Source organism: Corallococcus sp. AS-1-6 (assembly GCF_020037015.1).
In the GTDB taxonomy this organism is placed as follows: Bacteria; Myxococcota; Myxococcia; order Myxococcales; family Myxococcaceae; genus Corallococcus.
Genome location: NZ_JAIQDE010000005.1, coordinates 296,573 through 320,115 on the forward strand (window position 1 = coordinate 296,573; position 23,543 = coordinate 320,115).

Annotated in this window: 18 protein-coding genes and 1 pseudogene; 10 read left to right on the forward strand and 9 right to left on the reverse strand. The window is 71.3% G+C overall.

The window, feature by feature from the left end; all coding sequences use genetic code 11:
- The first annotated feature begins 29 nt into the window (after positions 1–29).
- Together K8612_RS09740 and K8612_RS09745 are read left to right on the forward strand one after the other, a co-directional pair.
- Complete coding sequence (locus K8612_RS09740) at positions 30–782, forward strand: bifunctional 2-polyprenyl-6-hydroxyphenol methylase/3-demethylubiquinol 3-O-methyltransferase UbiG (protein WP_223762083.1); 753 nt, start codon at positions 30–32, stop codon at positions 780–782.
- Positions 783–854: 72 nt separating this feature from the next.
- A complete protein-coding gene (locus tag K8612_RS09745) occupies positions 855–1,355 on the forward strand; it encodes a hypothetical protein (RefSeq protein WP_223741968.1) in 501 nt (166 codons plus the stop codon).
- A gap of 8 nt (positions 1,356–1,363) precedes the next feature.
- Here K8612_RS09745 and K8612_RS09750 read toward each other — a convergent pair whose 3' ends face one another.
- The gene (locus K8612_RS09750; RefSeq protein WP_223762084.1) at positions 1,364–2,035 is read right to left on the reverse strand and encodes a hypothetical protein; all 672 of its coding nucleotides are present in this window, start codon (positions 2,033–2,035) and stop codon (positions 1,364–1,366) included.
- Positions 2,036–2,218: 183 nt separating this feature from the next.
- Here K8612_RS09750 and K8612_RS09755 point away from each other — a divergent pair, with 183 nt between their 5' ends.
- The 5 genes from K8612_RS09755 to K8612_RS09775 all read left to right on the forward strand — a co-directional run bounded on the left by K8612_RS09755 (position 2,219) and on the right by K8612_RS09775 (position 9,614).
- Entirely contained in the window at positions 2,219–4,966 is a 2,748-nt protein-coding gene (locus K8612_RS09755; protein WP_223762085.1) for a TonB family protein, read from the forward strand.
- A 1-nt stretch (position 4,967) separates the two neighbouring features.
- Complete coding sequence (locus K8612_RS09760; protein ID WP_223762086.1) at positions 4,968–5,891, forward strand: hypothetical protein; 924 nt, start codon at positions 4,968–4,970, stop codon at positions 5,889–5,891.
- Between the two features lie 80 nt (positions 5,892–5,971).
- Positions 5,972–7,831 (forward strand): ankyrin repeat domain-containing protein, encoded by a 1,860-nt coding sequence (locus K8612_RS09765; protein WP_223762087.1) that lies wholly within the window; start codon positions 5,972–5,974, stop codon positions 7,829–7,831.
- 110 nt (positions 7,832–7,941) lie between these two features.
- Complete coding sequence (locus K8612_RS09770) at positions 7,942–8,748, forward strand: hypothetical protein (protein WP_223741963.1); 807 nt, start codon at positions 7,942–7,944, stop codon at positions 8,746–8,748.
- A 158-nt stretch (positions 8,749–8,906) separates the two neighbouring features.
- Positions 8,907–9,614, forward strand: coding sequence for a DUF1361 domain-containing protein (locus K8612_RS09775; protein ID WP_223762088.1), 708 nt, complete (start codon positions 8,907–8,909; stop codon positions 9,612–9,614).
- 6 nt (positions 9,615–9,620) lie between these two features.
- On the opposite strand, the gene K8612_RS09780 is transcribed toward K8612_RS09775, so the two are convergent.
- The 5 genes and pseudogenes from K8612_RS09780 to K8612_RS09800 form a co-directional block, all read right to left on the reverse strand.
- Positions 9,621–10,376 (reverse strand): DUF5953 family protein, encoded by a 756-nt coding sequence (locus K8612_RS09780; protein WP_223762089.1) that lies wholly within the window; start codon positions 10,374–10,376, stop codon positions 9,621–9,623.
- Positions 10,373–10,804: pseudogene (locus tag K8612_RS09785) on the reverse strand (DUF6310 domain-containing protein); the annotation flags it as partial. The pseudogene K8612_RS09785 and the gene K8612_RS09780, both read right to left, overlap by 4 nt.
- A gap of 310 nt (positions 10,805–11,114) precedes the next feature.
- Positions 11,115–13,586 (reverse strand): PQQ-dependent sugar dehydrogenase, encoded by a 2,472-nt coding sequence (locus tag K8612_RS09790; protein ID WP_223762090.1) that lies wholly within the window; start codon positions 13,584–13,586, stop codon positions 11,115–11,117.
- 145 nt (positions 13,587–13,731) lie between these two features.
- Positions 13,732–14,412 (reverse strand): hypothetical protein, encoded by a 681-nt coding sequence (locus tag K8612_RS09795; protein WP_223741960.1) that lies wholly within the window; start codon positions 14,410–14,412, stop codon positions 13,732–13,734.
- A complete protein-coding gene (locus tag K8612_RS09800; RefSeq protein ID WP_223741959.1) occupies positions 14,400–15,167 on the reverse strand; it encodes an endonuclease/exonuclease/phosphatase family protein in 768 nt (255 codons plus the stop codon). The genes K8612_RS09795 and K8612_RS09800 overlap by 13 nt, the downstream gene beginning before the upstream one ends.
- A gap of 359 nt (positions 15,168–15,526) precedes the next feature.
- Between K8612_RS09800 and K8612_RS09805 the strand changes: the two genes are divergently transcribed.
- On the forward strand, positions 15,527–16,813 hold the full coding sequence (locus K8612_RS09805; protein WP_223741958.1) for a hypothetical protein: 1,287 nt from the start codon (positions 15,527–15,529) through the stop codon (positions 16,811–16,813).
- A 93-nt stretch (positions 16,814–16,906) separates the two neighbouring features.
- On the opposite strand, the gene K8612_RS09810 is transcribed toward K8612_RS09805, so the two are convergent.
- Positions 16,907–17,107 carry a glutathione binding-like protein gene (locus K8612_RS09810; RefSeq protein WP_373692094.1) on the reverse strand — a complete coding sequence of 67 codons (201 nt, stop codon included), beginning with the start codon at positions 17,105–17,107 and terminating at the stop codon, positions 16,907–16,909.
- 53 nt (positions 17,108–17,160) lie between these two features.
- Here K8612_RS09810 and K8612_RS38840 point away from each other — a divergent pair, with 53 nt between their 5' ends.
- Both K8612_RS38840 and K8612_RS09815 read left to right on the forward strand, forming a co-directional pair.
- Positions 17,161–17,295: a hypothetical protein gene (locus K8612_RS38840; protein WP_255671478.1), complete on the forward strand. Its 135-nt coding sequence runs from the start codon at positions 17,161–17,163 to the stop codon at positions 17,293–17,295.
- Between the two features lie 188 nt (positions 17,296–17,483).
- Positions 17,484–18,608 carry an Ig-like domain-containing protein gene (locus K8612_RS09815; protein ID WP_223762092.1) on the forward strand — a complete coding sequence of 375 codons (1,125 nt, stop codon included), beginning with the start codon at positions 17,484–17,486 and terminating at the stop codon, positions 18,606–18,608.
- A 57-nt stretch (positions 18,609–18,665) separates the two neighbouring features.
- Here K8612_RS09815 and K8612_RS09820 read toward each other — a convergent pair whose 3' ends face one another.
- Positions 18,666–21,065, reverse strand: a complete 2,400-nt coding sequence (locus tag K8612_RS09820; RefSeq protein ID WP_223762093.1) for a M20/M25/M40 family metallo-hydrolase — start codon at positions 21,063–21,065, stop codon at positions 18,666–18,668.
- Positions 21,066–21,276: 211 nt separating this feature from the next.
- Positions 21,277–23,457 carry a catalase/peroxidase HPI gene (katG, locus tag K8612_RS09825; RefSeq protein ID WP_255671479.1) on the reverse strand — a complete coding sequence of 727 codons (2,181 nt, stop codon included), beginning with the start codon at positions 23,455–23,457 and terminating at the stop codon, positions 21,277–21,279.
- Positions 23,458–23,543: the final 86 nt, after the last annotated feature.

Genomic DNA, 23,543 nt, shown 5'->3' on the forward strand with positions numbered 1-23,543 from the left:
CGGCAGTCGTCCCGGCACGGGGGGAAATCATGGCGATCACGATGTCACCGCAGGAGTACGCCACGGCGTTCCGCCTGCTCGCTGCGTCCGCAAGGCATCCGACGAACATCCACCAGATCGTCACGGAGCGGCTGTTCCCAGGTCTCCCCGAGCACCCCACCCTGCTGGATGTCGGAGCGGGGGCGGGCAAGGTCTCGGAACGGCTCGCGCCGCTTTTCGACTCGCTCACCCTGCTCGAACCCCATCCCGAGCAGAGCGCCGGCTTCCATCATGAGAAGGCGACGGTCATTCCTGTCCCCCTGGAGCGGTACGCCTCCAATGACAGATATGACCTGGTCGTCTGCTCACACGTCCTGTATCACGTCCCTGTCTCTGAATGGGGCGGCTTCATTGACAGACTGCTCGGCTTCGTGCGGCCGGGAGGGAGCTGTCTGATGGTGATGGCCGCCGCCCGGGGACCGACCCATGCGATGTGCCGTGAGTTCTGCGACACCCTGCACTTCAGCGAGGACGTCGCCGCCGAAGTGCGGCGCAAGCAGTTGCCCCACGAGTCGATCGCGACGATGAGCGGGTTCGCCGCGAAGACCTTCGAGGAGATGTACACGCTCTGCCGCTTCCTCGTCCTGGAGGGGTGCTACACGGCCGCGCAACTGGCGGCCCTGACGCCGGACGAAGCGGAAAGGCTCGACGCGCGCATCCGTGCGCATGCCGAGCGTTGCCAGCAGCCTGACGGGACGTACCGGCTGGAACAGGATGAGGATGTCATCCTCATTCCCCGGTAGGCACGCGCCCCGCGTGGACAGTGTCCGCAAGGGAGCCCGGGCGCAGGAAAGGCCCCCGCGTATCCTGGCGGAATGAACGCCCTGGCCCTGCTCGCCCTGGTCATCCCAGCCGCTCCGCACGACGACGGCTCGCCGCAACCCTGGTTCACGGTGGGCCCACTGCTGAGTGTGAGCCGCCGCCAGCAGGACACCGCCTGGGGCGTGGGCCTGGAGTCCACGCTCAACGTGGTGATGCACAACAACCGCATGCGCGATTTCAGGTCGGGCTCCGTGGGCGTCTTCGGGCAGGGCCAGTGGATGGACGGGGACCACGCGCGCCTGTGTGGCGGAGTCCAGGGCACCTTCCTGATCTTCGGGCTGGAGACGGGCGTGGCCCACGAGACGGGGACGGCGGCCCACCGGCCCACGACGTCCCTCCACCTGGCGCCCTTCCTCGGCTTCGTCTACGGCTCCGTGGGCGTGCGCGTCAGCGTCCCCTTCCAGGAGGGACGGGACCTGTCGGGCCGCCTCCCATACGGCCGGGAGGTGGGGCTCACGCTGACCCTCAAGAAGCCCTTCTCCCCCATGCTCTGAGCGTCACCTCAACCGAGGCCACGGGAGTGCTTCGGCAGCGGCCGGGTCACCCAGGCGCTCAACCCGGCCACGTGCCAGGGCGCCAGCAAGGTGAAGGCGGACGGGCCGATGCTGGCCCAGGAGATGCCCACGGCCCCCGTCCAGAGCAGCGCCTGCGCCAGGATGAGCAGCCAGCCGGTGAGCTGGAGCCGCCGGCGCTTCAAGGCATGGCCGCCCAGCGCCAGCAGGCACGGCAACACGCCGCTCAGGGTGAACAGCGCCCACGGCACCACGCGTTCCGCCGTGAGCTGCTCGGGCGGCCTGTGGATGGAGTACTGCGTGTGCACCACGCCGTCGTGGAGCAGCACCCCGTAGAAGAGCCCCGTCTGGTAGAGCATGGCGGCCGTCGCGACGGCGACCCCGAGCCCTCCGGGTCGCGTCCGGGGCCGCGCGTCCCGCCCCACCAGCTCCGGTGGCAACTCCAACGCGTAGGGATGCCCCAGCGCCATCAAGGCGTCCTTCGCCGCCTGCCGCACCGTCACCCCCTCGCGGCCCGCGCGGTCCCCCAACGGCTGGCCCGGCGCCATCAACGCCAGCAGCAGATCCGCTCGCGCCCGGGGTGTCTCCGCTCCCGTGGGGGCCTGGCCCAGCGCCGCGATGAGCAGGTCGGTGTCCGCCCGGGTCGCGTCGGGCGAGCGCACGGCGTCCGCCATCGCTTCGAGGGAAGACCGCGACGGATGGGGCTGTGACCGTGACACGGTGTGGACTCCCTCTGCTCACGGATGGGTGAGGACCGGCCCACGATGGCACACGTCCCGACCGCGCCGGAACGCGGGGCGGGGGGCGCGCGAAGCCGGGGCCGCATCCCGTATGCTCCGCGCCCCATGTCCCCGTCCCTGAACGCCCGAAGCGCGCTCGTCGCGGCCTCGCTCCTGCTGGGCACCCCGGCCCTGGCGCAGGCACCGCAGGACGCCGCGCCGCCCGCGGAAGCGGCCCCGCCCGCGCAGGCCCAGCCCGTCATCACGAAGCCTCCCGAGCTGCTCCAGCAGGTGGAGGCCCCCTACCCGCCCGAGGCGCTCGCGGAGGGACTCACCGCCTCCGTGCGCCTCATCATCACCATCGCCGCGGATGGCTCCGTGTCGGACGTGCTGCCCACGGAGCCCGCGGGCCATGGCTTCGACGAGGCGGCCATCGCGGCGGTGCGCCAGTTCCGCTTCTCTCCCGCGGAGGTGGACGGTGTGCCCGCGCCGGTGCAGGTGGAATACATCTACCACTTCACCCTCGACGCCCCGCCCCAGGAGGCCCCCGGTCCGGAGCAAGCCCCGGTGGCGCGCAAGGCCACGCTCAAGGGGCAGTTGATTTCACGCGGGAGCCGCTCGCGCGTGGCCGGCGCCACCGTGCGCTGCGGTGACGACCCGGAGGCGCCGGAGGCCGTGTCGGACGCGGACGGCCGCTTCAGCCTCGACGTGCCCCCGGGCGAGTGCGCGGTGCGCGTGGTGGCGTCCGGCTACCAGCTCTACCAGACGAAGGAGCTGCTCCAGGAGGACGAGACGACGGAGGTGAACTTCTTCCTCGCCCCCACCGGCGGCGCGCTGGAGACGGTGGTGCGCTCCGAGCGGCCGAAGAAGGAGGTCGTGCGCCGGACCATCACGCGGCAGGAGGCGCAGCGGACGCCGGGCACCTTCGGAGACCCCATCCGCGTCATCCAGACCCTGCCCGGCGTGGCGCGCGCGCCCTTCATCTCCGGCCAGTTGCTGGTGCGCGGCTCCAACCCCGGCCAGACGGCGACGATGATGGACGGGGTCGGCATCCCCCTCCTCTTCCACCTGCTCGGCGGCCCCTCGGTGGTGAACGCCGAGTTCATCGACCAGCTCGACTTCTTCCCGGGCGGCTACGGCAGCCAGTACGGCCGCGCGGTGGGCGGCATCGTGGAGGTGGGCACGCGCAAGGGCGCCGCCGACACGCTCCACGGCTCCGTGAAGGTGGACCTCCTGGACGCGGGCTTCTTCCTGGAAGCCCCCGTGAAGGACGGCATCAGCGTGGCCGCCGCCGCGCGGCGCTCGTACATCGACACGCTCCTGCCCGCCGTCCTGCCCAAGGACGAAGGCAGCACCCTGTCCGTGGTCCCCAAGTACTGGGACTACCAGTTGCGCGTGGACTTCGGCGCGAAGCGGGACGCCCGTTCGGAGGACGAGGCCCAGGCCCTGGCCGGCGGCGCGCGCAGCACCGGCTACGTGATGGCCTTCGGCAGTGACGACCAGCTCCGCCTGGTGACCGGAGGCCCGGAGACGGAGCGCGACCTGACGGTGGACACGCACACCCTCTTCCACCGCATCAAGGGCGACTGGACGTACCGCAAGGGCGCGCTCACGTCCGTCTTCACGCCGTACGTGGGCTATGACGGCACCAGCTTCAAGTTCGGCGTCGCGAAGCAGGACGGCGTGGGCTACACGGTGGGCGCGCGCGAGGTGCTGGGCCTGGAGCTGTCCCCCCGCCTCACCGTGCGCACGGGCCTGGACCTCGTCTACGAGCACCAGTCCTTCGACGTGGAGTTCCCCGCCCCGGAGAACTTCGAGTACGTGGCCTTCCCCGGCGCCGAGTCCGTGGGCGAGCTGCTGGTCGAGCACATCGGCCTTGGCTCGTTCGACGGCGCGCTCTTCGTGGAGGCGGACCTGAAGGTGGGGAAGTTCATCTTCACCCCCGGCGTGCGCGCCAACTACCAGCGCGCGGGCGACGCCCGGAACGTGGCGTTGGATCCCCGGCTGTGGGTGGCCTTCAACGCCACCGAGCGCACCCAGCTCAAGGGCTCGCTCGGCCTCTACAGCCAGCCGGGTGAGACGTTCCGCTTCATCACCCTGCCGTACGGCAACCCGGACCTCTCCTACCAGCGCGCGTTCCAGAGCAGCCTCGGCGTGGAGCACCGGCTGACGGACGTGTTCAACGTCGACGTGACGGGCTTCTTCAACCGCCGCTTCAGCAACATCGTCGCGCCCGGACAGATCATCTCCCTGCCGGGCGGAGGCGTGTTCCAGGTGCCGTACTCCAACGACGGCATCGGCCGCGCCCTGGGCGTGGAGGTGATGGTGAAGAAGCAGCGCGCGTCCGCGACGGACAAGTGGTCCGGCTGGCTGTCGTACACCTTCAGCCAGTCGCTCGACGGGAGAGCGGGCCCCCTCCCCGAAGGCGGTGGAGGCTTCGGGGGCTTCGGGCCCACCGGCGACGACACGGCGTATGGCCTCAGCCCCTTCGACCAGACGCACATCCTCACGTTGGTGAGCAACTACGTCCTGGGCAACGGCTGGGAGCTGGGCGGGCGCTTCCGCTACACCACCGGCCGCCCCACGACGCCGCTCAACCACACCTTCGACCAGTACCAGGTGGACCGCAACCGCTTCAGCGGCATGTACGGCCCCTATGCGTCCGCGCGCATGCGCGGCTTCCACCAGTTGGACGTGCGGGTGGACAAGGGCTGGCGGTTCCAGAGCTGGACGCTGGGGGTCTACCTGGACGTGCAGAACCTCTACAACGCGGAGAACACCGAGTTCACGTTCAACGACTACCGGCAGCGCCGCGAGTACGAGGTGCCCGGCATCCCCATCCTCCCCGTGGTGGGCGTGAAAGGAAGCTTCTGACATGAAGACCCTGCTCAACACCGGAGTCCTGCTGCTGTGGGGCCTGGCGGCCATCGCCTGCGTCGACCCCGAGGACAAGCCGTCGAGCGTGCACGACCTCCGCGTGCTCGGCGTGTCCACGGAGCAGCCCGAGCTGCTCGCCTCCACCTGCGAGCAGACCCCGGAGGCCTTCGACGAGCTCGCCGCGGAGGTGACGTACCGCGCGCTGCTGGTGGACCCCGCGGGCGAGGGGCGCCCCCTCCAGTACCAACTGTGGGCCTGCGCGGATCAGGACGACCGCACGTGCGCGAACGCGGCGGACCGCGCCCTGCTCGCGGAGGGCACCACCTCCGCGGGCGAGCTGACGCTGCCCATCCGTCCCGGCGCGGCCCGGGTCGCGGAGGACAAGCTCCTGCTGGAGCGCGTGCTGGAGGAGGACGCCTACCAGGGGCTGGGCGGCATCCGCATGCCGCTCGTCCTGAGGGTGGCGGCGGGCGGCGAGGAGGTCTACGCGCAGAAGCTGATGGTCTTCTGGTGCCCCGTCGTGGAGGGCATGAAGGCCAACGAGCAGCCGGTGCTCCCGGGCCTGCGGGTGGACGACGTCCCCTGGCCGGAGGGTGAGCCGCTGGAGCTGAGCGGCCCCGGCCCCTTCGTGGTGACGGCCGACGACGTGTCGGACCGGGAGGAGGCCTACGTGGTCCCGGGCCTGCGGTTGCAGGCCGTGAACCTCAAGGAGGCCTGGGAGATCGCCTGGTACACCACGCTGGGCGAGTTCAGCCTGTCGGAGACGGGCGGCGCGGACTTCGGTGGCCAGCAGGGACGCCACCGCGTGGAGTGGGAGCCGGCGGCAGGCGCGACGGCCCAGGAGGTGACGTTCTGGGCCGTGGTGCGGGACGGGCGCGGCGGCAGCTCCTGGCTGGTGCGCAGGGCGCGCTGGACGCCCTGAGGCACGGGCCGTCAGCGCCCTCGTGTGGCGCCGTGGTTTATCCGGGCACTCCACCACGCGTGCTGGCAAGGTGTCTGGCCATGCCACGCTCCCCGTCGACGAAGAAGCCCGACACCGCCGCGCTGATGAAGAAGGCGGATGCCTTCCTGGATGAGATGCCGCCCCAGTTGGAGCAGGCCATCCGACTCCTGCGCGAAATCGTGGAGGCGGATCCAGGGCACCTCCTGGCCCTGCACTCGCTCAACTGGGCCCTGGACCCGGCGCGGCGCATGGAGCCCCACCGCTGGGAGCGCGAGCTGAAGGCCGAGCACTGGCGGGTTCGCGACCGCGTCCTCGAGCTGACCCGAGGCACGAAGCCCGGCGGCACGCTGTCCACCGGGCAGAAGGCGCGCGCGCTGGCGCTGAGCCAGTGGGCCGAAGACCTGGTGCGGCGCAAGCCGACGGACGCGCAGCTCGAACAGGCGGAGGCCGCGCTGGAGGAGGCCCTGGCCCTGCGCGACATCGCGGAGCACGCCCGCGCACGGCGGGGGCTGGACGCTTGGCACGCGCTGAGGCGAGGTGCTCCGGAGCAGGGCTACCGGAAGCTGCTTGCCCTGGTGGAGGCCGCTCCCGACCCGCGCGCCCCTGACGACGAGGGCCACGAGGATCCGTTCGCCTTCCAGTGCCTGGAGGGCGCCTTCTCCGACGAAGGCTTCCACGCGTGGCTGCGGGAGCAGAAGCCCGCGCCGCGTACCCCGGCGCGCAGGGCCAAGGCCCTGGACGACGCGCTCCTCCAGGCGGCGGGGCTCGACGCGGCCCCCTTCTTCGGCCCCGGGTTCGAAGGGGAGTGGCGCACGGGCCGGGTGCTGGCCCTGGTGGCGCTGGGAGCCAACCTGGAGGCCCGGGACAGGGACAAGCGCGGGGTCCTCCACCTGGCCGCGATGGTGGGCGACGCATCGCTGGTGAAGGAGCTCCTGCGGCTGGGCGCTCCCACGGACGTGATGGATTCAGCGAAGAGCACGCCCCTGCACGCGGCGGCCGAGCACGCGAGCGCGGCCTGCATCGCCCTGCTGGCGAAGGGCGGCGTCCCCGTGGACGCGCTCGACAGCGCGGGGCGCACGGCGCTCTTCAACGCGCGGCGGGCGGACGTGGCGCGAGCGCTCATCGACGCGGGCGCCAACCCCAACGCGGGCAAGGGCTGGACGCCGCTGCACCAGTACGCGCGCATCCCGGAGCGCGGGCCCGTCATCGAAGTCCTGCTCCAGGCCGGAGCGGATGTGGCGCGCAAGGACGCCGCGGGACAGACGCCCGTGCAGGAGGCGCTGGAGCACGGCAACCCGCACCTCGCCCAGCTCATGGGCGCCAAGGCCCCTGTGGGGAAGACCGGAGCGATTGACGTGCGGCCGATGCTGGACGCGCTGGCCCGCGAGCGGGAGGCGTTGCTCGAGGCCTGGTACTCCGAGGACAAGGACGTGGCCTCCGTGGAGCAGGTCCTGAACCGGCTCGCGCTGGAGGGCGCCACGTCGTGGGACGCGCTCGCGGCGGCGGTGCAGGGCATGCCTCCCTGGACGGCCATGGCCCTGGTGGAGCTCGCCCGGGAAGCGCTGCCGGTGGAGTCGAAGGCTTCCCTCTCCAAGCTCCCACGCTTCGTGCGCGGGGACCTGGTCGTGAAGGGCGACCTGCACGTGGACGGGCCGCTGCTGGTGACGGGGAACCTCACGGTGGAAGGCGTGCTGAGCAACGCAGGGCCCGAAGGCCTGCTCGTGGTGGGGGGCTCGCTTCGCGCCAGCCGCGTGGACACGGATGGAGCGCTGCTCGTGGGCCAGGACCTGGAGGCGCGGTCCGTCCGGGGGCACGGCAACGACGCGACGCTCCGGGTCGGCGGTGAGCTGAAGGCCGAGGAGGTCATCGCGGAGGACCACGACATGCAGACCCGGGGAAGACACCGCATCAACAGGTGAGCCCGCGGACCAGCAGCGCGCAGTCGGGCTGTTCCCCAGGCCAGTACACCCGCCCACCACCGGGCCCCACCTTGGGCCCGTTTGGAAGAACCCACACACAAGGGGCGCGGATGAAACGGATGAAAGCGGCGCTGTTGTTCCTGTCGCTGGGCGCGGGCGCGGGCATGGGCTGTGCCACCACCTACGACCCGTACTACTACGACACCGTCTACTACGATCCGTACTACGGGGCGTATGACGCGGCCTGGGCCTATACCTGGGTCGACCCTGTCTACGGCTATTGGTACTACGCCATCGGCAACGTGCAGGCCATGGCCACCGTCGATCCCAACACGGCGGCCTCGCAGCTCGCGGCGAATGCCTCCACCGCCTTCACGCCCGCCGGCTGCGTCACCGCGACCGCGACGGGCGCGACGGTGAACTACGCCTTCAACAACTGCACGGCGCCGGTCTCCCTCACGCAGATCTCCGGCAACGTGGAGCTGGTGCTCTCTGACAACCAGGGGCAGCTCGCCGCCACGGCGACCTCCAACCAGCTCACCATCAACGGCGAGCCGTACAACCTCTCGCTGCAGATCGCCGGCCAGCCGCCGGATGGCGACACGCGCAAGGTGACCGTCACCTCCAACAGCTTCTCGCCGAATCGCTTCGATTCGCGCACGTCCCAGAGCACGGTGACCTGGACGGGGGGCAGCGGGTGCATCACCGTGGACAGCACGACCCAGGCCACGAAGGGCGGCCTCAACTCGACGTCGACCGTGTCCGGATACCAGCGCTGCGATCACCAGTGCCCCACGGCGGGGATGGTGCAGGTGGACACGACCGAAGGGACGTTCACCACCACGTTCGACGGCACCAACACCGCTCGGGTCACCGCGCCGAACGACGAGATCAAGACGTTCAACATCGACTGTTGAGCGCCAGGCGTGGCCGGTGGCGTCCAGCCCTGGCCCGCGCATTGCTGAAGGCCAGACCCGAGGGCTCCATTGACGGCGCTCCGGGTCCACGCCCTTCCCGGAGCCGTCGCACCGTGGCCATGGCGCCACGGTGCGCGGCTGTGGCGCCACACGCCACCATGTCCCGACCGCACTCCCCCATCCCCTCCATCCCGAGCCGCCACGGCCTGCTGCCCGCGATCGTGTGCAGCCTGCTCGCGGTGGACCTGCTGGCCCTGCGGCTCGACTGGAGCGAGCGCGCCAGCTTCGCCTTCCTGTCATGGAACCTGTTCCTGGCCTGGGCGCCGTACACCCTGGCGCTCGTCGCGCGGGGGCTCATGGTGCGAGGCCTGGACCGCCCGTGGCTCCTGGCTCCGCTGGCGCTCGGCTGGCTCGCGCTGTTTCCCAACGCGCCCTACCTGGCCACCGACTTCATCCACCTGCGTCAGCGGCCCGTGGTGCCGCTCTGGTTCGACGCCGCGCTCCTGGCCCTGTTCGCCGCCACGGGGTGGCTGCTGGGCCTGCTGTCGCTGGACATCTGGAAGCGGTGGCTGGAGGAGCGCTGGGGGCCCACGACCGCGTGGGCCTTCGTCGCCATCACGTCCGGCCTGTGTGGCTATGGCATCTACCTGGGCCGCGTGGAGCGCTGGAACAGTTGGGACGTGCTGTCGGAGCCGGACCGGCTCCTGCGGGCCATGGCCTCACATGTCAAGGACCCGCTGGCCCACCCCGCCCTGCCCTCGCTCACGCTCCTCTTCGCCCTGCTCCTGCCGCTGTCCTACGCCGGCTACGAGGCGCTCGTCGCCCGCCTGTGCCGTCAGCGCGGCGGGCGACGCGCCAGCTCCTGAATCAGCTCATGGCACCGCACGCCCGCCAATCCTCGGAAATCGTTCGTAAGCCCACCGGAGCGCGTCCAGATGGGCAGGGTTCTCGTATGAGAGCGGCACATCCGTGAGCTGTACCACCCACCCACCCGACGCCGTACGCCGCGCCCGCGTGAGCAGTTCGGCGTCGCGAGCAGGGTCCGGGAATCCGATGGCCTGGGCAGTGGCGGCAGACCAATAGTTCAGCCACCCAAGGAACCAGGGAATCATCGGTGTGGGGAGCTTCACGGGAAGGTTGAGCATGGGAAGCCCACGGGGTGAACGCTCCGGCCCGTGAGGCGAACGGCGAAACTGCTGCGCGACCTCCGAGCCGTAACCATACGGCGACGCATGCCCCCAGTGCGCGTGAGCCCCCTCGGCCACGGCCTCGAGCACAGCCACCGCTGCCGCGAGCGTGGGGGCATCCAGTGGTATTTCCGCATGCACCTCAAGCCGTGATTGTCCGCCCGGGCCGAGGCGCCCCGAGACTCCCCTCCCCGAAATCGTCACGGGGTGGGTCTCATCCCCGTTGCACAAGAGAGGGAACTTCCCCTCCTGCGTCTTCTCCGCAAGCCATGCGTCGCGATGCTGCAATGCAATGGGAGGCCCGCTTTCGGGGATTCGCCATGCCAGGCGCAAGCCGGGAAGCGCCTTCTCCATCCCATGAATGACATCCCGCCCGCGGTCATCGTTGCTCACGATGGCGGGCGCGTAGACGATGAGGGTAAGGGAATCAGGCCTGCTCATCGTTTGCACCCTGTGACGACGACATCAAGGAGAGGGGCTGCCTCGAGTAGCGCGTCTTTGTGCGCTTGGGTTCCAACCCCAATCACGTAGTCATATTCGCATGCCGCCGCTGCCTCTTGCTCCTTTTCAATCTGCTCCAGCTCCGTCTCAATCTCCCGCCTCCGGATGAATGGATTGTACGAGTCGAATTGATGGGTCTTGATCTCCCACAGCTTGCGCACACCGACCTGCAACGCATCGAAGCGCACGCCGCCAACAATCACGTCCTTGCCTGGATACCGGTTGGGAGGTGCATTGTCGGCGCACTCGTTATGAGCGGTGTCTCCGCCCGCGTGCGGTACTGGAACAGGTTCGCAACTGGCGCGTCCCGTCCGGTCCACAGGCACAGGCGGCACTGGAGGCTGCCAGTCCTGTCCTGCCGGCTCGGGCCTGCATTGCTGCTCGCTGGAGGTTGATGAGCCTAGTGTCACGGGGAATCCGCTCTCCCTGACTCGGCCCTGGCGTAGCGCACGCGGAGAGGAGGATCAGGAGTGCGGCGCAGGCGCGGAGTCGCATGGTCACGTGCTTGGGGTCGCTCCAGCAAGCCTGGGAACAGGGCTTGCCGGTTGCGGAATATGCCAACAGCCTCCTGACACCAAGCTCAGTCGATCTGAAGAAAGGAGAGGCCGTGGCGGCGCCAAGCCACAGGCCTCAATCCGCGCAGCACCGGAAGCGGGCGACGCGCGGCCAGTTGAAGGGCTACCGGGTCCAGCGGAGCCCGGCCACGGCGTCCCCGCCGTGCTCGTAGTACTCGACGACGACGGAGTGCTCCCCCGCGCGCATCCAGCGCGCGTGCACGTAGCTGGTGGAGGATTGGTCCTTCCAGCCGTTGATGATGCGGCTGCCGTCCACGAAGACCCGGATGCCGTCGTCCGCCTGGGCCAGGAAGAAGTAGAGGCCCGTCGCGAAGTAGAACCGCCCCGTCCAGCGCACGGAGAAGTCATCCGCGCCCACGCCTGGCACGGGGCTGCCCGCCCCCCAGAAGTGCATGAGCGGTGCCCCCTCGCAGCGCACGGTCACCGGGGCGCCCGCCAGCTCCCGGTTGGCGAAGTACTCCGCCCGGTACTGCCCCCTCGGACACTCCGCGGGCGCGATGGATTCGAAGAACGCCGTGACGCCCAGGTCCTCCGTACCCACCTGCACCGTGTGCTCCGCGGCCCCGCCGTCGGACCAGCCGACGAAGCCGTAGAGGCCCTGGGGTGACGGCGCGAGGATCGCGTGCGAGGAGCCCGCGACGACCGAACGCACCAACGGCGCCGGGCTGGCCGTCCCGTCGAACACCACCTCCAGCCCGGGCGGCGACGTCTCCACCGTCACCTGCACCTTCAAGGGCAGCAGCGTCACCGTCCGGCTGCCCGTCAGCCCCGCGGAGTCCGTCGCGGTCAGCGTCAGCTCGAAGCGCACGTCGTCGCCGTGGTCCGGGATGGTGAGGGTCCCGCTGGGGCCCTGGCCTTCGTCATAGGGGTGGGAATGGCACGCGCCCGGCGTGCAGTGCACCAGCGTGAGGGACCACGCCATCCGGTCGCCCGGGATGGCGCCGTCCTCCGCGTCGCTCGCCGAGCCCGCGAACGTCACCACGTCCCCCACCTTGAAGCGGAACGCCTCCGACGGCGAATGGATGGACACCACCGGCGACAGGTTCCCCACGGAGATGGACACGGAGGCCGTGTGGCTGCCGCCATGTCCGTCGCTGACGGTCAGCCGGGCCACGTAGAGGCCGGCCACCTCGTACAGGTGCTCCGGGTTCGCCACGCCCGACACGGAGCTGCCGTCCCCGAAGTCCCACACGTACTGGAGCGCGTCCCCGTCCGCGTCGCGGGAGCCGGCGCTGGAGAAGAACACCCGCAGGGGCGGCCCGCCTTCGCGCGGCGTCGCCGAGGCCACCGCGACCGGCGGCGTGTTGGTGCCCGGGTAGCGGATGCGGCGCAGCTCTCCCGCCAGGATGTCCACGACGTAGAGCTGGGAATCGGGCCCGCTGCTCAGGTTGACGATGCCGCCCGCCTCGGTGGCGAAGACCGCCACGCTGTCCGGCACGAGCTGATCATTGGCGTCCACCCGCAGCACCCGGATCCATTGCTGGACGTAGTCCGCGAAGAAGTAGGCGCCCCGCCACTGCTCCGGGAACGCCGGATCCTGGATGAAGGCGCCGCCCGTGACGGACTGGCCCTCGGCGTGCGTCCAGGAGTACAGCGGCGGCCGCACCGCGTCCGGCCCCCGGGCATACAGCGCCTGGCACGCGGCCTTGGGCTCGTAGCCGCGCTGGCGCCCCGGGCCCTCGTAGCAGGGCCAGCCGAAGTTCGCGCCCGGCGTCGCGACGTTGATCTCCTCGTGGTCGTTCCAGCCGACGTCCCCCACGTACGGCGTGCCCGTGCCCGGCCGCAGGTTGAAGCGGTAGGGATTGCGCAGCCCCAGCGCCCACACCTTCGAGCGGTTGGCCTGGCCATTCCCGTTCCAGAACGGGTTCGACGGCACGCCCTCGCCGGTGGGCGTGATGCGCAGCACCTTGCCCGCCAGCGAGTCCAGGTCCTGCGCCCGCAGCGCGTCGTCATCCACGACGTCGAAGCGGGCCCCGTCCCCCAGCGACACGAAGAGGGTGCCGTCCGGCGCGAACCGGAGGTTGCCCACGGAGTGCGAGGCGCTGTCGGAAGGGATGCAGTCCGCCCCGGGAGGCAGGTCCTTGCAGGAGCCTGCCACCGCGGTGCCCAGCACCACCGACTCGCTGGCGGGCGAGGCCGTGTCCCCTTCCGCCGTGTACCGCGCCAGGCGCGACGTCTTGGGCCCGTCGTCGTCCGTGGCATCGTCGTCGTAGGTGTAGAGCAGGTAGACGTAGCCGTTCTGCGTGAAGCCAGGGTCCACCGTGAGCCCCAGCAGGCCCCGGTCATGGTGGCTGTTCACCCGCGCGCTGACGTCCAGGAAGGGCGTGGGCAACAGGACACCGTCCTTGACGATCCGGACCACCCCCGCCTTCTCCGCGACGAGGATGCGCCCGTCCGGCAGGTGCGCGAACGTCGTGGGGTAGTGCAGGCCGCCCACCACGAGCTCGGACGAGAAGCCTCCTGGAAGGGCCCGCGCGGCGGGCTCCGGCGCCCTGGCCGCCGCCAACAACACCCAGCCCAGCCCGAGACAAAGACAGACGGCGAACGGATCCGGCCAGCGGCGCGGCAAGGACATGGAGCCCCCTCCAACGGGTGCGAAAAGAGTGGGCGCAAGCTGGTGCCTCCACTCCCTCCGGCCATCCGTCCCGGGGCTCCGGGCCGCTGTCACCTTACACGCGACACCCCAGCCGAAGAGGGCCGGGCGCGCGCGGCCTCCCTCCTCAGCGGCGGGAGGTGCGTCCCCAACGCAGCGTCAGTCCGGCGTAACCGGTCGGCTGACGGCGGCCGCCCTGCAAATCCAGCGGAAGCTCGATGCCGCCCTCCGCCCGCAGCTCCAGCGAGGGATTGAGCCGGTACGCCACGCCCAGCGAACCGCCCGGCGCGATGAGCAGGTGCGAGCCATTGAACCTGCCCTGGAAGACGGTGAGCGGGCCCGCGAAGGCCCCCATCAGGGAGGCACCGCCGGTCAGGGTCCACCGGGGATTGAGCCGATAGTCGACCAGCGTCTGGGCGCCCAGGCGGAAGTTGACGGGCTCCGTGGTGTTGTTGGTGACGGGCACGTACCAGAGGCCCGCGCTCGGGGCGACCGACACGGTCCAGGGGGAGCGCTCCACCAGCCGATGCCGGGTCCCCAGCTCCAGGCCCAGCAGGGTGAGGCGGCCGCCCCAGTCCCAGTTCTCGCCGGCCCCCTTGCGGAAGGTGAGCTCGGGGTTGGGCAGATAGGCCCGCTCCCGGCCGCGCTCGAAGGCAATCGTGTTCACGGAGACGCCGACCTCGGTCGTCCCCACCGGGGTCGTCGCCGCGCCCAGGTTGCGCGCTCCGCTCAGACAGCCAGGCGCGCCCAGGAGCAGCGCCCCCATCCCCAGGGCCCGCAGGAAGGGCCTCGGCATCACTGTGGCCATGCGAAGCGCACCCAGACCGGCTGGTGGTCGCTCCCGGAGGGGCGCGGGTCCACGCCGCGCTCCAGCGGCGTGAGCCCCCGGACGAAGACGGAGTCGAGCGCCAGGCCGCCGATGACGGAGTCCACGGTGTCCCCCACCCCTTCGGAGGCCCACTGGAAGCCCCACTGCGAGAACAGCTTCACGGTCTGCGTCAGGCTCCCCGGGTCGGAGGTGTTGAAGTCCCCGGCGATGACCTGCGCCGGCGCCGCGCCCTCGACCGCGTGGATGACGGTCTCCGCCTGCTCCAACCGCGCGCCCAGCCCGACGATGGGGGTCGCGCCGTGCACGGAGACCACCTGGAAGGGGGTCCCCCGGATGTCCACCGTCGCGGCCACCGCGATGCGGTGCTGCTGGTGATACGGGTCGTCGTGGGGAAGGTTGATCTTCTGGTCCGCGGTGATGGGCCACCGGCTCAACACCGCGTTCCCGAAGTCATCCCCGTCCTTGGCCACGGAGGCCGGGTAGTAGACGTAGGACAGCCCCAGCTCCCGGGCGATCCGCTCCACGGCCGGAGCGTCCATCTCCTGCATCGCGATGACGTCCGCGTTCGCGAGCGGAGGGCTCGACAGGGAGGTGACCGCGTCGGTGACCTGCTCGGCGAAGGCGAGGTTGTACGTCACCACGGTGACCGAGGAGGGGGCCTCCACGGCGGTGGGCTGCACGGGCCGGTAGTCTCCGCTGTAGCGAGGCCCCTCCGCGTCGGAATAGCTCGGCATGATGGGGCAACCGGTCAGGGAGCCGAGCATCAGGAGCGCCCCCAGCCATACGGCCGGGCGGGCTGGGTCTCGCCGCAAGGACTGAGTCATTCCCGCAACGAACGCCGTGGGAAGCCCGGGATTTCCACGGGGATGACGTCCATGCCTGCATGGCCGGGAGGCCGCACAGTTCACCATTGGCTGATGTCCACGCCTGCCCCTCCCGCGAGCACGGCCTGGAATGCCCGCGCCAACGCTCGCGCGAGACCCGGGCCCTGTATTCGCGCGGGGCCACGGGCTTTATCCATTCGCCTCGCGTGGCGGGCCCAGGAGCGCCTTCCGCGCCGCCGTTCTACCCGCGGTACCCACGAGGCAGCTGAATGAACCAGGAACAGTTCTCCATGCAGGGGCAGCAGATGTTCGCCGACGCCCTCAAGGCTCGGATCGTCGACGCCGTGAACGAGCGCGTCGTGTCCGGTCTGGAGGAGCGGATCGGCTCGGAGATCCGCGAGCGCGTCAGTGACGCGATTCGCGGTGCGCTGCGGGAGCGCATGACGGGCATGCAGCAGGGGGAGGGGGCCGGAATGCCGTACGACACGGAGCAGATCGCTGAAGCCATCCACAACCGCCTCACCGACGTCATCCACGAGCGCGTCGTCAGCGGCGTGCACGAGCGCGCCCGCGAGGTGCTCCGCGAGCGGCTGGGCGAGGCGCTGCGCTCCGCCCTGGCGGAGAACTGGATGAGCATGCAGCAGGGGCACGGTCACTTCGACCCGCAGCGCATCGCCGAGCGCGTGCGCATCCGGTTGGAGGACGCCCTGCGTGAGCGGCTGGGCAACGTCGTGCGCGAGCGCGTTCGCGACGCCATGCGCGAGCGGCTGGGCGAGGCGCTGCGCTCCGCGATGATGGAGCGCCGGATGGGCATGGAGGGCTTCGGGATGGACCCCGAGCGCATCGCCGACACCCTCCGCACCCGGCTCGCCGACGCCGTGTCCGAGCGCATCCACTCCGTGGTGCGCGAGCGCGTCCGCGAGGCGCTGAAGGAGCGGCTGACGGACACGCTGCGCTCCGCGCTGTCCGAGCGCCGCGTGCAGATGGGGCAGATCGACCCGGAGCGCCTCGCCGACACCGTGCGCGAGCGCATCGCGGACACCCTGCGCGAGCGCGTCCAGAGCGGCCTGCGTGAGCGCGTGCGCGACGCGCTGCGCGAGCGGCTGGGCGACGAGCTGCGCGCCCGGCTGACGGAGCGCGCCCAGGGCTACATGGGCTTCCAGCCCCAGGGCATCGGGATGGTGGACCCCGAGCGCATCGCCGACACCCTCCGCGGGCGCCTGGTCGACGTGCTCCACGAGCGGCTGGCCAGCAACCTCCGCGAGCACCTGCAGGACGCGCTGCGCGAGCGGCTGGGTGACGCCATCCGCGAGTCGATGGGCACCATGGGCGGGGTGGGCCACGCGATGCGGGGCGGGTACGGTGAGCAGCACATGGGCGGCTACCAGGCCCAGGGCCCCGGCCAGGTCGACACGGAGACGCTCGTGTCCGCCATCCGCGAGCGCGTGGGCGAGGACCTCCGCGAGCGCATGGCGAGCATGGTGCGCGAGCGCGTCGCCGAGGCGGTGCGCAAGGAGCTGAAGAACGGCGTCGGCGGCACCCAGCCCCTGGCCTGACGGACGCCCGTCCGGGATGAAGACTCCCTCCCCGCCTCCATCGCTTCAGGAGGCGGCGGAGGGAGTCGCTGTCCGCGAACCGCGCGGCCGCCGTCACGCACGCGGCTTGCGCTTCTGCTGGGCCGCGTAGCGCGCCCGCTCCTCCAAGAAGGCCTTCGCGACGCTGGGCCGCTCCTGCAACCGCGCGAAGTAGGCGCTGAGCGCGGGCCACTTCTTGAGGTCGATGGGCGTCGCCACGCACCCGCCGAGCACCGTCACCAGGTACGCGTCCGCGACGCTGAAGCGCTCCAGCAGGAACTCGCGTCCGGTGAGGTGCCGCTCCCCCGCACCTCGGCAGGGGCGATCTCGTGGTGAAGCGGCTCGCGTCCGGGCCGTCGCGGCAGCCCTGGCGGATGGCCTGGAGGAAGGACGTCACAGACTCCGCGCTCCGCCTCCTCGCCGCGCTCGAGTCCACCGTGCCCCGGGGGCTCGCGGTGGGCTAGCGGGCAATGGCCGTCCATCGCACTGGAGGGTGACGCCAACCCCTCACATGTCTTCCCAGACACGGCGAGTCCTTGGACACCCGGGAACGCGTAATTGCTGACTCTCCCTGAGGCCCGGTGGAGTCTGATATTGCGCACCCGCCGGTGCCGCGTCTTCGCAGGCGCCGCGCTCCGAAAGGAACACCCCCATGAGCATGGTTTCAAGAAGGGCCCGTCGCCTCGCCGTCGCGCTGGTCGGCGCGGGCGCCTGGGTCTCCGCGGGCTGTGGCGAGCTCCCCGCCGAGCAGGAGAACACCCCGTCCCAGGTCCGTCCGGTGGACGGCGCCCCGGAGGAGACGTCCGCCGACGGAGCCGAGCACGGGCTCGTCATCCAGGACGCGGCGGTGCTGGATGAGCCGGCGCGCCCGGCCCCGGAGGCGGAGGCTTCGCCGGCCCCGCGCCAACAGGAGGGCGCCCTGCTGCTCGATGACACCACGCCGCCCGCCGTGGCGATCAGCTCGCCGGCCCCGGCCAGCTTCCTGCGCGGCACGTTCGTGGTCACCGCGAACGCCTTCGACGACGTGGGCGTCGACCGGGTGGACTTCTACGACGGCACGACCCTCATCGGCTCCTCCTTCGCCGCGCCCTTCAGCGTGAGCTGGGACACCACGAGCGCGACCTCCGGCAACCACACGCTGACGGCGCAGGCCTTCGACGCGGCCGGCAACGCGACGACGTCCAGCGCCGTGACGGCGATGGTGGACAACTACGCGCCCGTGATCATCACCGGTGTCCCCCAGTACAACCCCACCAGCCAGAACTACGTGCGTGGCCTCGTCAACGTGGGCTGGGCCGTGACGGACCAGGGCCTCTCCGGCGTGGCGCTGACGGAGTTCCTGCAGGAGGGGGTCGTCAAGGCCACGGCGCCCGGCACCTCCAGCTACACCTACAACTTCACCTGGGACACGCGGGTGCTGGCCAACCGCGCCTACACGCTGGGGATTCGTGCCACGGACAAGGCGGGCAACGTCCAGACGAGCAGCCGCAGCCTCACCGTCGACAACGTGCCGCCCTCGGCCCTGCTCTTCGCGCCCACCAACGGGGCGGTGGTCAGCGGCGATGTCACGCTGAGCGCCAGCGCGAGCGACACCCAGGCGATGCTCCAGGTCATCTTCGAGATCGACGGGGTGGCGACGTTCTTCGCCGGGGCCAGCCCGTACACCCGGACCTGGAACACCGCGGGCCTGTCGGGAACGCACACGATCGTGGCCATCGCCTACGATCGCGCGGGCAACAGCCGGCGCAGCAACGCGGTGACGGTGACCGTGCCCTGAGCCAGGTGAGGCGGGCCTCCGCCCCGCGCGGAGGCCCGTCGTCCCGGCCCCAGGCCGTCAGGGCACGGGGCCGGGAGAGACCTCCAGCGCCGAGTCCTCCAGCCGCAGCGTCCGCGTGACGCGCGTGCCCTCGTCCAGGCCCTCTCCGAAGGGCACCGGCATGCTGTCCTCCGGGCGAGCGGGCAGCCCCTGCGACACCGAGGCGGGCACCGCGTAGGTGTGCTCGCCCACCCTCACGGTGGGGCTGCTGCCTGGAGTCAGCTCCAGCTCCAGGTCGAAGCCCTCCGTGGACGGCACCCAGTAGCGCAGCAGCACGCCCTGGGCCGCGTTGCGGGTCCGCAGCGTGTCGCCCGGGGCCAGCTGGCCCGCGAGCCGCGCGGAGACCACCGCGTCCCCGGGCAGCACCTGCACGTCCACGAAGGCAGCGTCCGGGCGTGACGGCGTGATGTGGAGCGACACCTTCCGGCGCCCGCCCTCCCCTGCCTCCCGCCGCGTCTCGACCGCGGGGCCCCGCAGGTCCTCCGTGGGCGCGGGTGCCGGCGCGTACCAGAACGGCCCCTTGACCTCCGGCAGCGCGTCCACGGCCTCCCGCTTCGGGTCGCCGCCCAGGTACGCGCGCGTCCAGTCATTGAGCACGGCATCCGACGACACCCAGCGCGCCGTCCTCGCGTCCGCGTCCACCAGGTACAAGAGGCCCGTGGGGCGCGGGTTTCGCGCGTCGAAGCGCTGACCGGCGGCGAGCGACACCAGCAGGCCCAGTCCCAGCAGCGCGGCCCCGCCCGAGGCCCACGGCAGCGCCCGGCCCGCCAACCACAGCCAGCCGGGCGCGAGCAGGCAGATGCCGAGCATCAGCAGGTCGGACGGCACCGCGGCCCGCTCCAGCGGCAGCACCGTGTAGAAGGTGGCCAGCACGTCGGGCAGCAACAGCAGGAGCGGCAGCGCCGCCAGTCCCCACAGCGGCACGAGCCACGGGGTGGGCGGCGGTGTCCCCCGGCCTCCCAGCCACAAGAGCAGCAGCACCATGCCCGCCAGGGGCCAGAGGAACAGCGCGCTCGCGCCCGGCAACACGACGCTCACCGCGATGCAGAGCACCGCCCACGGCACGCAGCCGCCCGCCGCCAGCTCCATCACCGGCGCGCGGCGGCGCAGGTACAGCCCCACGCCCATCGCCGCCATCACCCACAGCACCACCGCGAGGATGAAGCGCCCGTTGTCCTGCGTCTCCGAGCGGCTGAGGGCGCGGAAGCCGGGCTGGAGGGCGCGCAACAGCGGCCACGCGAGCCGCGCGAGGCTGCTGGCCAGGAAGCCCACGAGCAACAGCACCACCGCCTCCCTCAGCACGGCCCACAGGCGCAATTGCTTGCGCTGGCGCGCCCGGAAGATGGCGAACACGAACAGGCCGCCCCAGAGGACCGCCAGCGGGACGGCCCAGGACCGGGGGTAGTGGACGCGCAGCGGGCCCGCGTTGAAGTAGATGAGCTCCTCACCCTCCGGCACGGACGGCTCCCGGGAGATGCGCCGGGTGAGCGCGAGCAGCGTGTCTCCCTGCTGCTGGAGGAGCCCGTCGGAGACCGCGTCCACGGTCTCCTTGCGCGAGTGGTAGGCCTGCGTGCCCTCCACGTTGGCGAAGTTCAGCCCCTGCCACCCGCCCTGCCGCAGCGCCGTGAAGTCCGTGGCGTTCTTCATCCGCTGATACACGGCCGTGAAGAGCGAACCGGCCCCGACGTCCGGGGCCTCCTCGGCGAGCCTGCGCACGAGCCAGCCGCCGCCCGGGGAGACCTCGAACATCAGGAGCGGCCCCGCGTTGCCGCGCGCGTCCACGTTGAGGAGCACGCCTGACTCGCGAGCCCAGGGGTGGGAGGCGGCGAAGGCGGTGCTGCCCAGCAGGTGCTGCTCCTCCGCGTCCGTGAACAGGAAGAGCACGTCGCCCGTCAGCGCCGGCCCCTGCTGGAGCGCCCGCGCCACCTCCAGGATGGACGCGACGGCGGCGCCATTGTCGGACGCGCCCGGCCCCGTGGGCACGGAGTCGTAGTGGGCCACCAGCATCACGGCCGTGCCCTTCGCGCCGTCCTTCGCGCGCAGCCGGCCCACGACGTTCTCCACGTTCGCGGCGGGCCGGGGGATGCCCTGCGCGGGCGCAAAGACGGCCTCGCGCTGGAGCTGGACCTCCGCGCCCACGTCGCGCAGGCGCGCTTGCAGGTAGTCGCGCACCGCCGCGTGCCGGGGCGTCCCCACGGCGTGGGGTTCCGCGCCGATGAAGCGCAGGTGCTCCCGGGCGCGTTCAGCGGAGAACCGCTCCGCGGGCGCGGAGGCGGGCACCGGCGCCGGCAGGGCATTTCCGCGCAGCACCAGCAGGATGACGCCCAGGCCGAGCACCGCGGTCACCCACCGTGCAACCGAAGACGCGCGAGGGGAGGCACTCCGTTCCAGGCCCGCGGTCGGGGCGGTGTCGCTCATGTTCCAGTCCTTCAGGCGCGCCCACCCTTCGGGGGCCGCGGGGGGTTCGCGGAGTCCCCGTCGAAGGGGGTGTCCATCGCGCGGGCACTCTACGTCACCCGGAATCCGGCGGACACGCCGACCTTGCGCCCTCTGCCTGGCCCCATGAAACAGGGCGAGCAGGCGGCGGCCCCCCCTCCACCAGGGGCCGCGCCGCTCGCCCACCCGCCGCTCAGATCGTCTTCTTCCCCGGCAGCTCGAAGCGGTCCAGGTTCATCACCTTGGTCCACGCGGCGATGAAGTCCTGCACGAAGTGCGCTTCGCCGTCGTGGGCCGCGTAGACCTCCGCCAGCGCGCGCAACTGCGAGCTCGAGCCGAAGACGAGGTCGGCGATCGTCGCCGTCCAGCGCAGCGCGCCCGTGGCGCGGTCGCGGCCTTCAAACAGGTTCGGCGCCTTCTCCGAGCGCTTCCACGCGGTGCGCATGTCGAGCAGGTTCACGAAGAAGTCCGGGGTCAGCTTGCCCGGGCGCTTCGTGAACACGCCGTGCGGCGTGTGGCCGTAATTGGCGTCCAGCGCGCGCAGGCCGCCCACCAGCGCTGTCATCTCCGGCGCGGTGAGCGTGAGCAGGCTGGCACGGTCGATGAGCGCGGCGGCGGTCGTCGCCTCGGCCCCCGCGCGGACGTAGTTGCGGAAGGCATCCGCCGCCGGCTCGAGCACCAGGAACGATTCGACGTCCGTCTGCTCCTGCGACGCGTCCGTGCGGCCCGGCGTGAAGGGCACGGGGACCTCGTGGCCGGCGTCGCGCGCGGCGGCTTCGACGGCCGCGGTGCCCCCCAGCACGATGAGGTCCGCCAGCGACACCCGCTTGCCGCCGCGCTGCGCGGCGTTGAACCGCTGCTGGATGGCTTCAAGCTTCCCGAGCACCTTCGCGAGCTCGGCGGGCTCGTTGGCCTCCCAGTCCTTCTGCGGCGCCAGGCGGATGCGCGCGCCGTTCGCGCCGCCGCGCATGTCGCTCCCCCGGAACGTCGACGCCGAGGCCCAGGCCGTCTTGATCAGTTGCTGGCGCTCGAGGCCGGAGCCGAGCAGCTCGGCCTTGAGCGCGTCGATGTCCGCGGCGTCGATCAACGGATGGTCGACGGCCGGAATCGGGTCCTGCCAGAGCAGGTCCTCCTTCGGCACCAGCGGGCCCAGGTAACGCGCCTTGGGCCCCATGTCGCGATGGGTCAGCTTGAACCAGGCGCGCGCGAAGGCGTCCGCGAACTTCGCCGGGTGGGCCAGGTAGTCGCGGGAGATGCGCTCGTAGACGGGGTCGAAGCGCAGCGCCAGGTCGGCGGTGGTCATCATGGGCGCGTGGCGCCTGCCGGGCACGTGCGCGTCCGGCACGGTGCCGTCGCCGCTGTTGCCCACGGGCTTCCACTGGTGCGCGCCGGCCGGGCTCTTGGTCAGCTCCCACTCGTAGCCGAACAGCGTCTCGAAGTAGGTCATGTCCCACTTCGTCGGCGTGGGCGTCCACGCGCCCTCCAGGCCGCTGGTGGTCGCGTGCTCACCGACGCCGCTCTCGTAGGTGCTCTTCCAGCCCAGCCCGAGCTCCTCGACGTTCGCGCCCTCCGGCTCCGCGCCGACGTGGTGCACCGGGCCGGCGCCGTGGCACTTGCCGAAGGTGTGGCCACCAGCGACGAGCGCGACGGTCTCCTCGTCGTTCATCGCCATACGCGCGAACGTGTCGCGGATGTCGCGCGCGGAGCCGACCGGATCCGGCCGGCCGTTCGGGCCCTCCGGGTTGACGTAGATGAGGCCCATCTGCACGGCGGCCAGCGGGTGCGCCAGCTCACGCTCGCCGCTGTAGCGCTCGTCGCCCAGCCAGGTGGACTCCGGACCCCAGTCAATGGAGTGCGGCTCCCAGATGTCCTCCCGGCCGCCGCCAAAGCCAAACGTCTTGAGCCCCATGGACTCCAGCGCCACGTTGCCGGTGAGGATCATCAGGTCGGCCCACGACAACTTGCGGCCGTACTTCTGCTTGATGGGCCACAGCAGGCGGCGCGCCTTGTCGAGGTTGCCGTTGTCCGGCCAGCTATTGAGGGGCGCGAAGCGCTGCTCACCCGAGCGCGCGCCGCCGCGGCCGTCGAAGATGCGGTAGGTGCCCGCCGCGTGCCACGCCATGCGGATGAAGAACGGGCCGTAGTGACCGTAGTCCGCCGGCCACCAGTCCTGCGAGTCGGTCATCAACGCGTGCAGGTCCTTCACCACCGCGTCCAGGTCGAGCGTCTGGAACTCCGCCGCGTAGTCGAAGTCCTCGACCATCGGATCCGACAGCGAGGAATGCTGGTGCAGCATCGCGAGGTTGAGCTGCTCCGGCCACCACTGCGCGTTGGTGCGCGCGCGGCGGGGGCCGTGCGCGACGGGGCACTTCATTTCGTCGGTCATGCCGGGACGGTAGGCCGGTGGCGCGCGCGCCGGGCTCCCGTTGTTCGGAGGGGTTCACCCGCCGTTTGCTACCG

Excerpts from the sequence above, each read along its gene's own strand:
- K8612_RS09740 (WP_223762083.1), top strand. The coding sequence starts at position 30 with ATGGCGATCACGATGTCACCGCAGGAGTACGCCACGGCGTTCCGCCTG.
- K8612_RS09745 (WP_223741968.1), top strand. The coding sequence starts at position 855 with ATGAACGCCCTGGCCCTGCTCGCCCTGGTCATCCCAGCCGCTCCGCAC.
- K8612_RS09755 (WP_223762085.1), top strand. The coding sequence starts at position 2,219 with ATGTCCCCGTCCCTGAACGCCCGAAGCGCGCTCGTCGCGGCCTCGCTC.
- K8612_RS09760 (WP_223762086.1), top strand. The coding sequence starts at position 4,968 with ATGAAGACCCTGCTCAACACCGGAGTCCTGCTGCTGTGGGGCCTGGCG.
- K8612_RS09765 (WP_223762087.1), top strand. The coding sequence starts at position 5,972 with ATGCCACGCTCCCCGTCGACGAAGAAGCCCGACACCGCCGCGCTGATG.
- K8612_RS09770 (WP_223741963.1), top strand. The coding sequence starts at position 7,942 with ATGAAACGGATGAAAGCGGCGCTGTTGTTCCTGTCGCTGGGCGCGGGC.
- K8612_RS09775 (WP_223762088.1), top strand. The coding sequence starts at position 8,907 with ATGTCCCGACCGCACTCCCCCATCCCCTCCATCCCGAGCCGCCACGGC.
- K8612_RS09780 (WP_223762089.1), bottom strand. The coding sequence starts at position 10,376 with ATGAGCAGGCCTGATTCCCTTACCCTCATCGTCTACGCGCCCGCCATC.
- K8612_RS09790 (WP_223762090.1), bottom strand. The coding sequence starts at position 13,586 with ATGTCCTTGCCGCGCCGCTGGCCGGATCCGTTCGCCGTCTGTCTTTGT.
- K8612_RS09795 (WP_223741960.1), bottom strand. The coding sequence starts at position 14,412 with ATGGCCACAGTGATGCCGAGGCCCTTCCTGCGGGCCCTGGGGATGGGG.
- K8612_RS09800 (WP_223741959.1), bottom strand. The coding sequence starts at position 15,167 with ATGCCGAGCTATTCCGACGCGGAGGGGCCTCGCTACAGCGGAGACTAC.
- K8612_RS09805 (WP_223741958.1), top strand. The coding sequence starts at position 15,527 with ATGAACCAGGAACAGTTCTCCATGCAGGGGCAGCAGATGTTCGCCGAC.
- K8612_RS09815 (WP_223762092.1), top strand. The coding sequence starts at position 17,484 with ATGAGCATGGTTTCAAGAAGGGCCCGTCGCCTCGCCGTCGCGCTGGTC.
- K8612_RS09820 (WP_223762093.1), bottom strand. The coding sequence starts at position 21,065 with ATGAGCGACACCGCCCCGACCGCGGGCCTGGAACGGAGTGCCTCCCCT.
- katG (WP_255671479.1), bottom strand. The coding sequence starts at position 23,457 with ATGAAGTGCCCCGTCGCGCACGGCCCCCGCCGCGCGCGCACCAACGCG.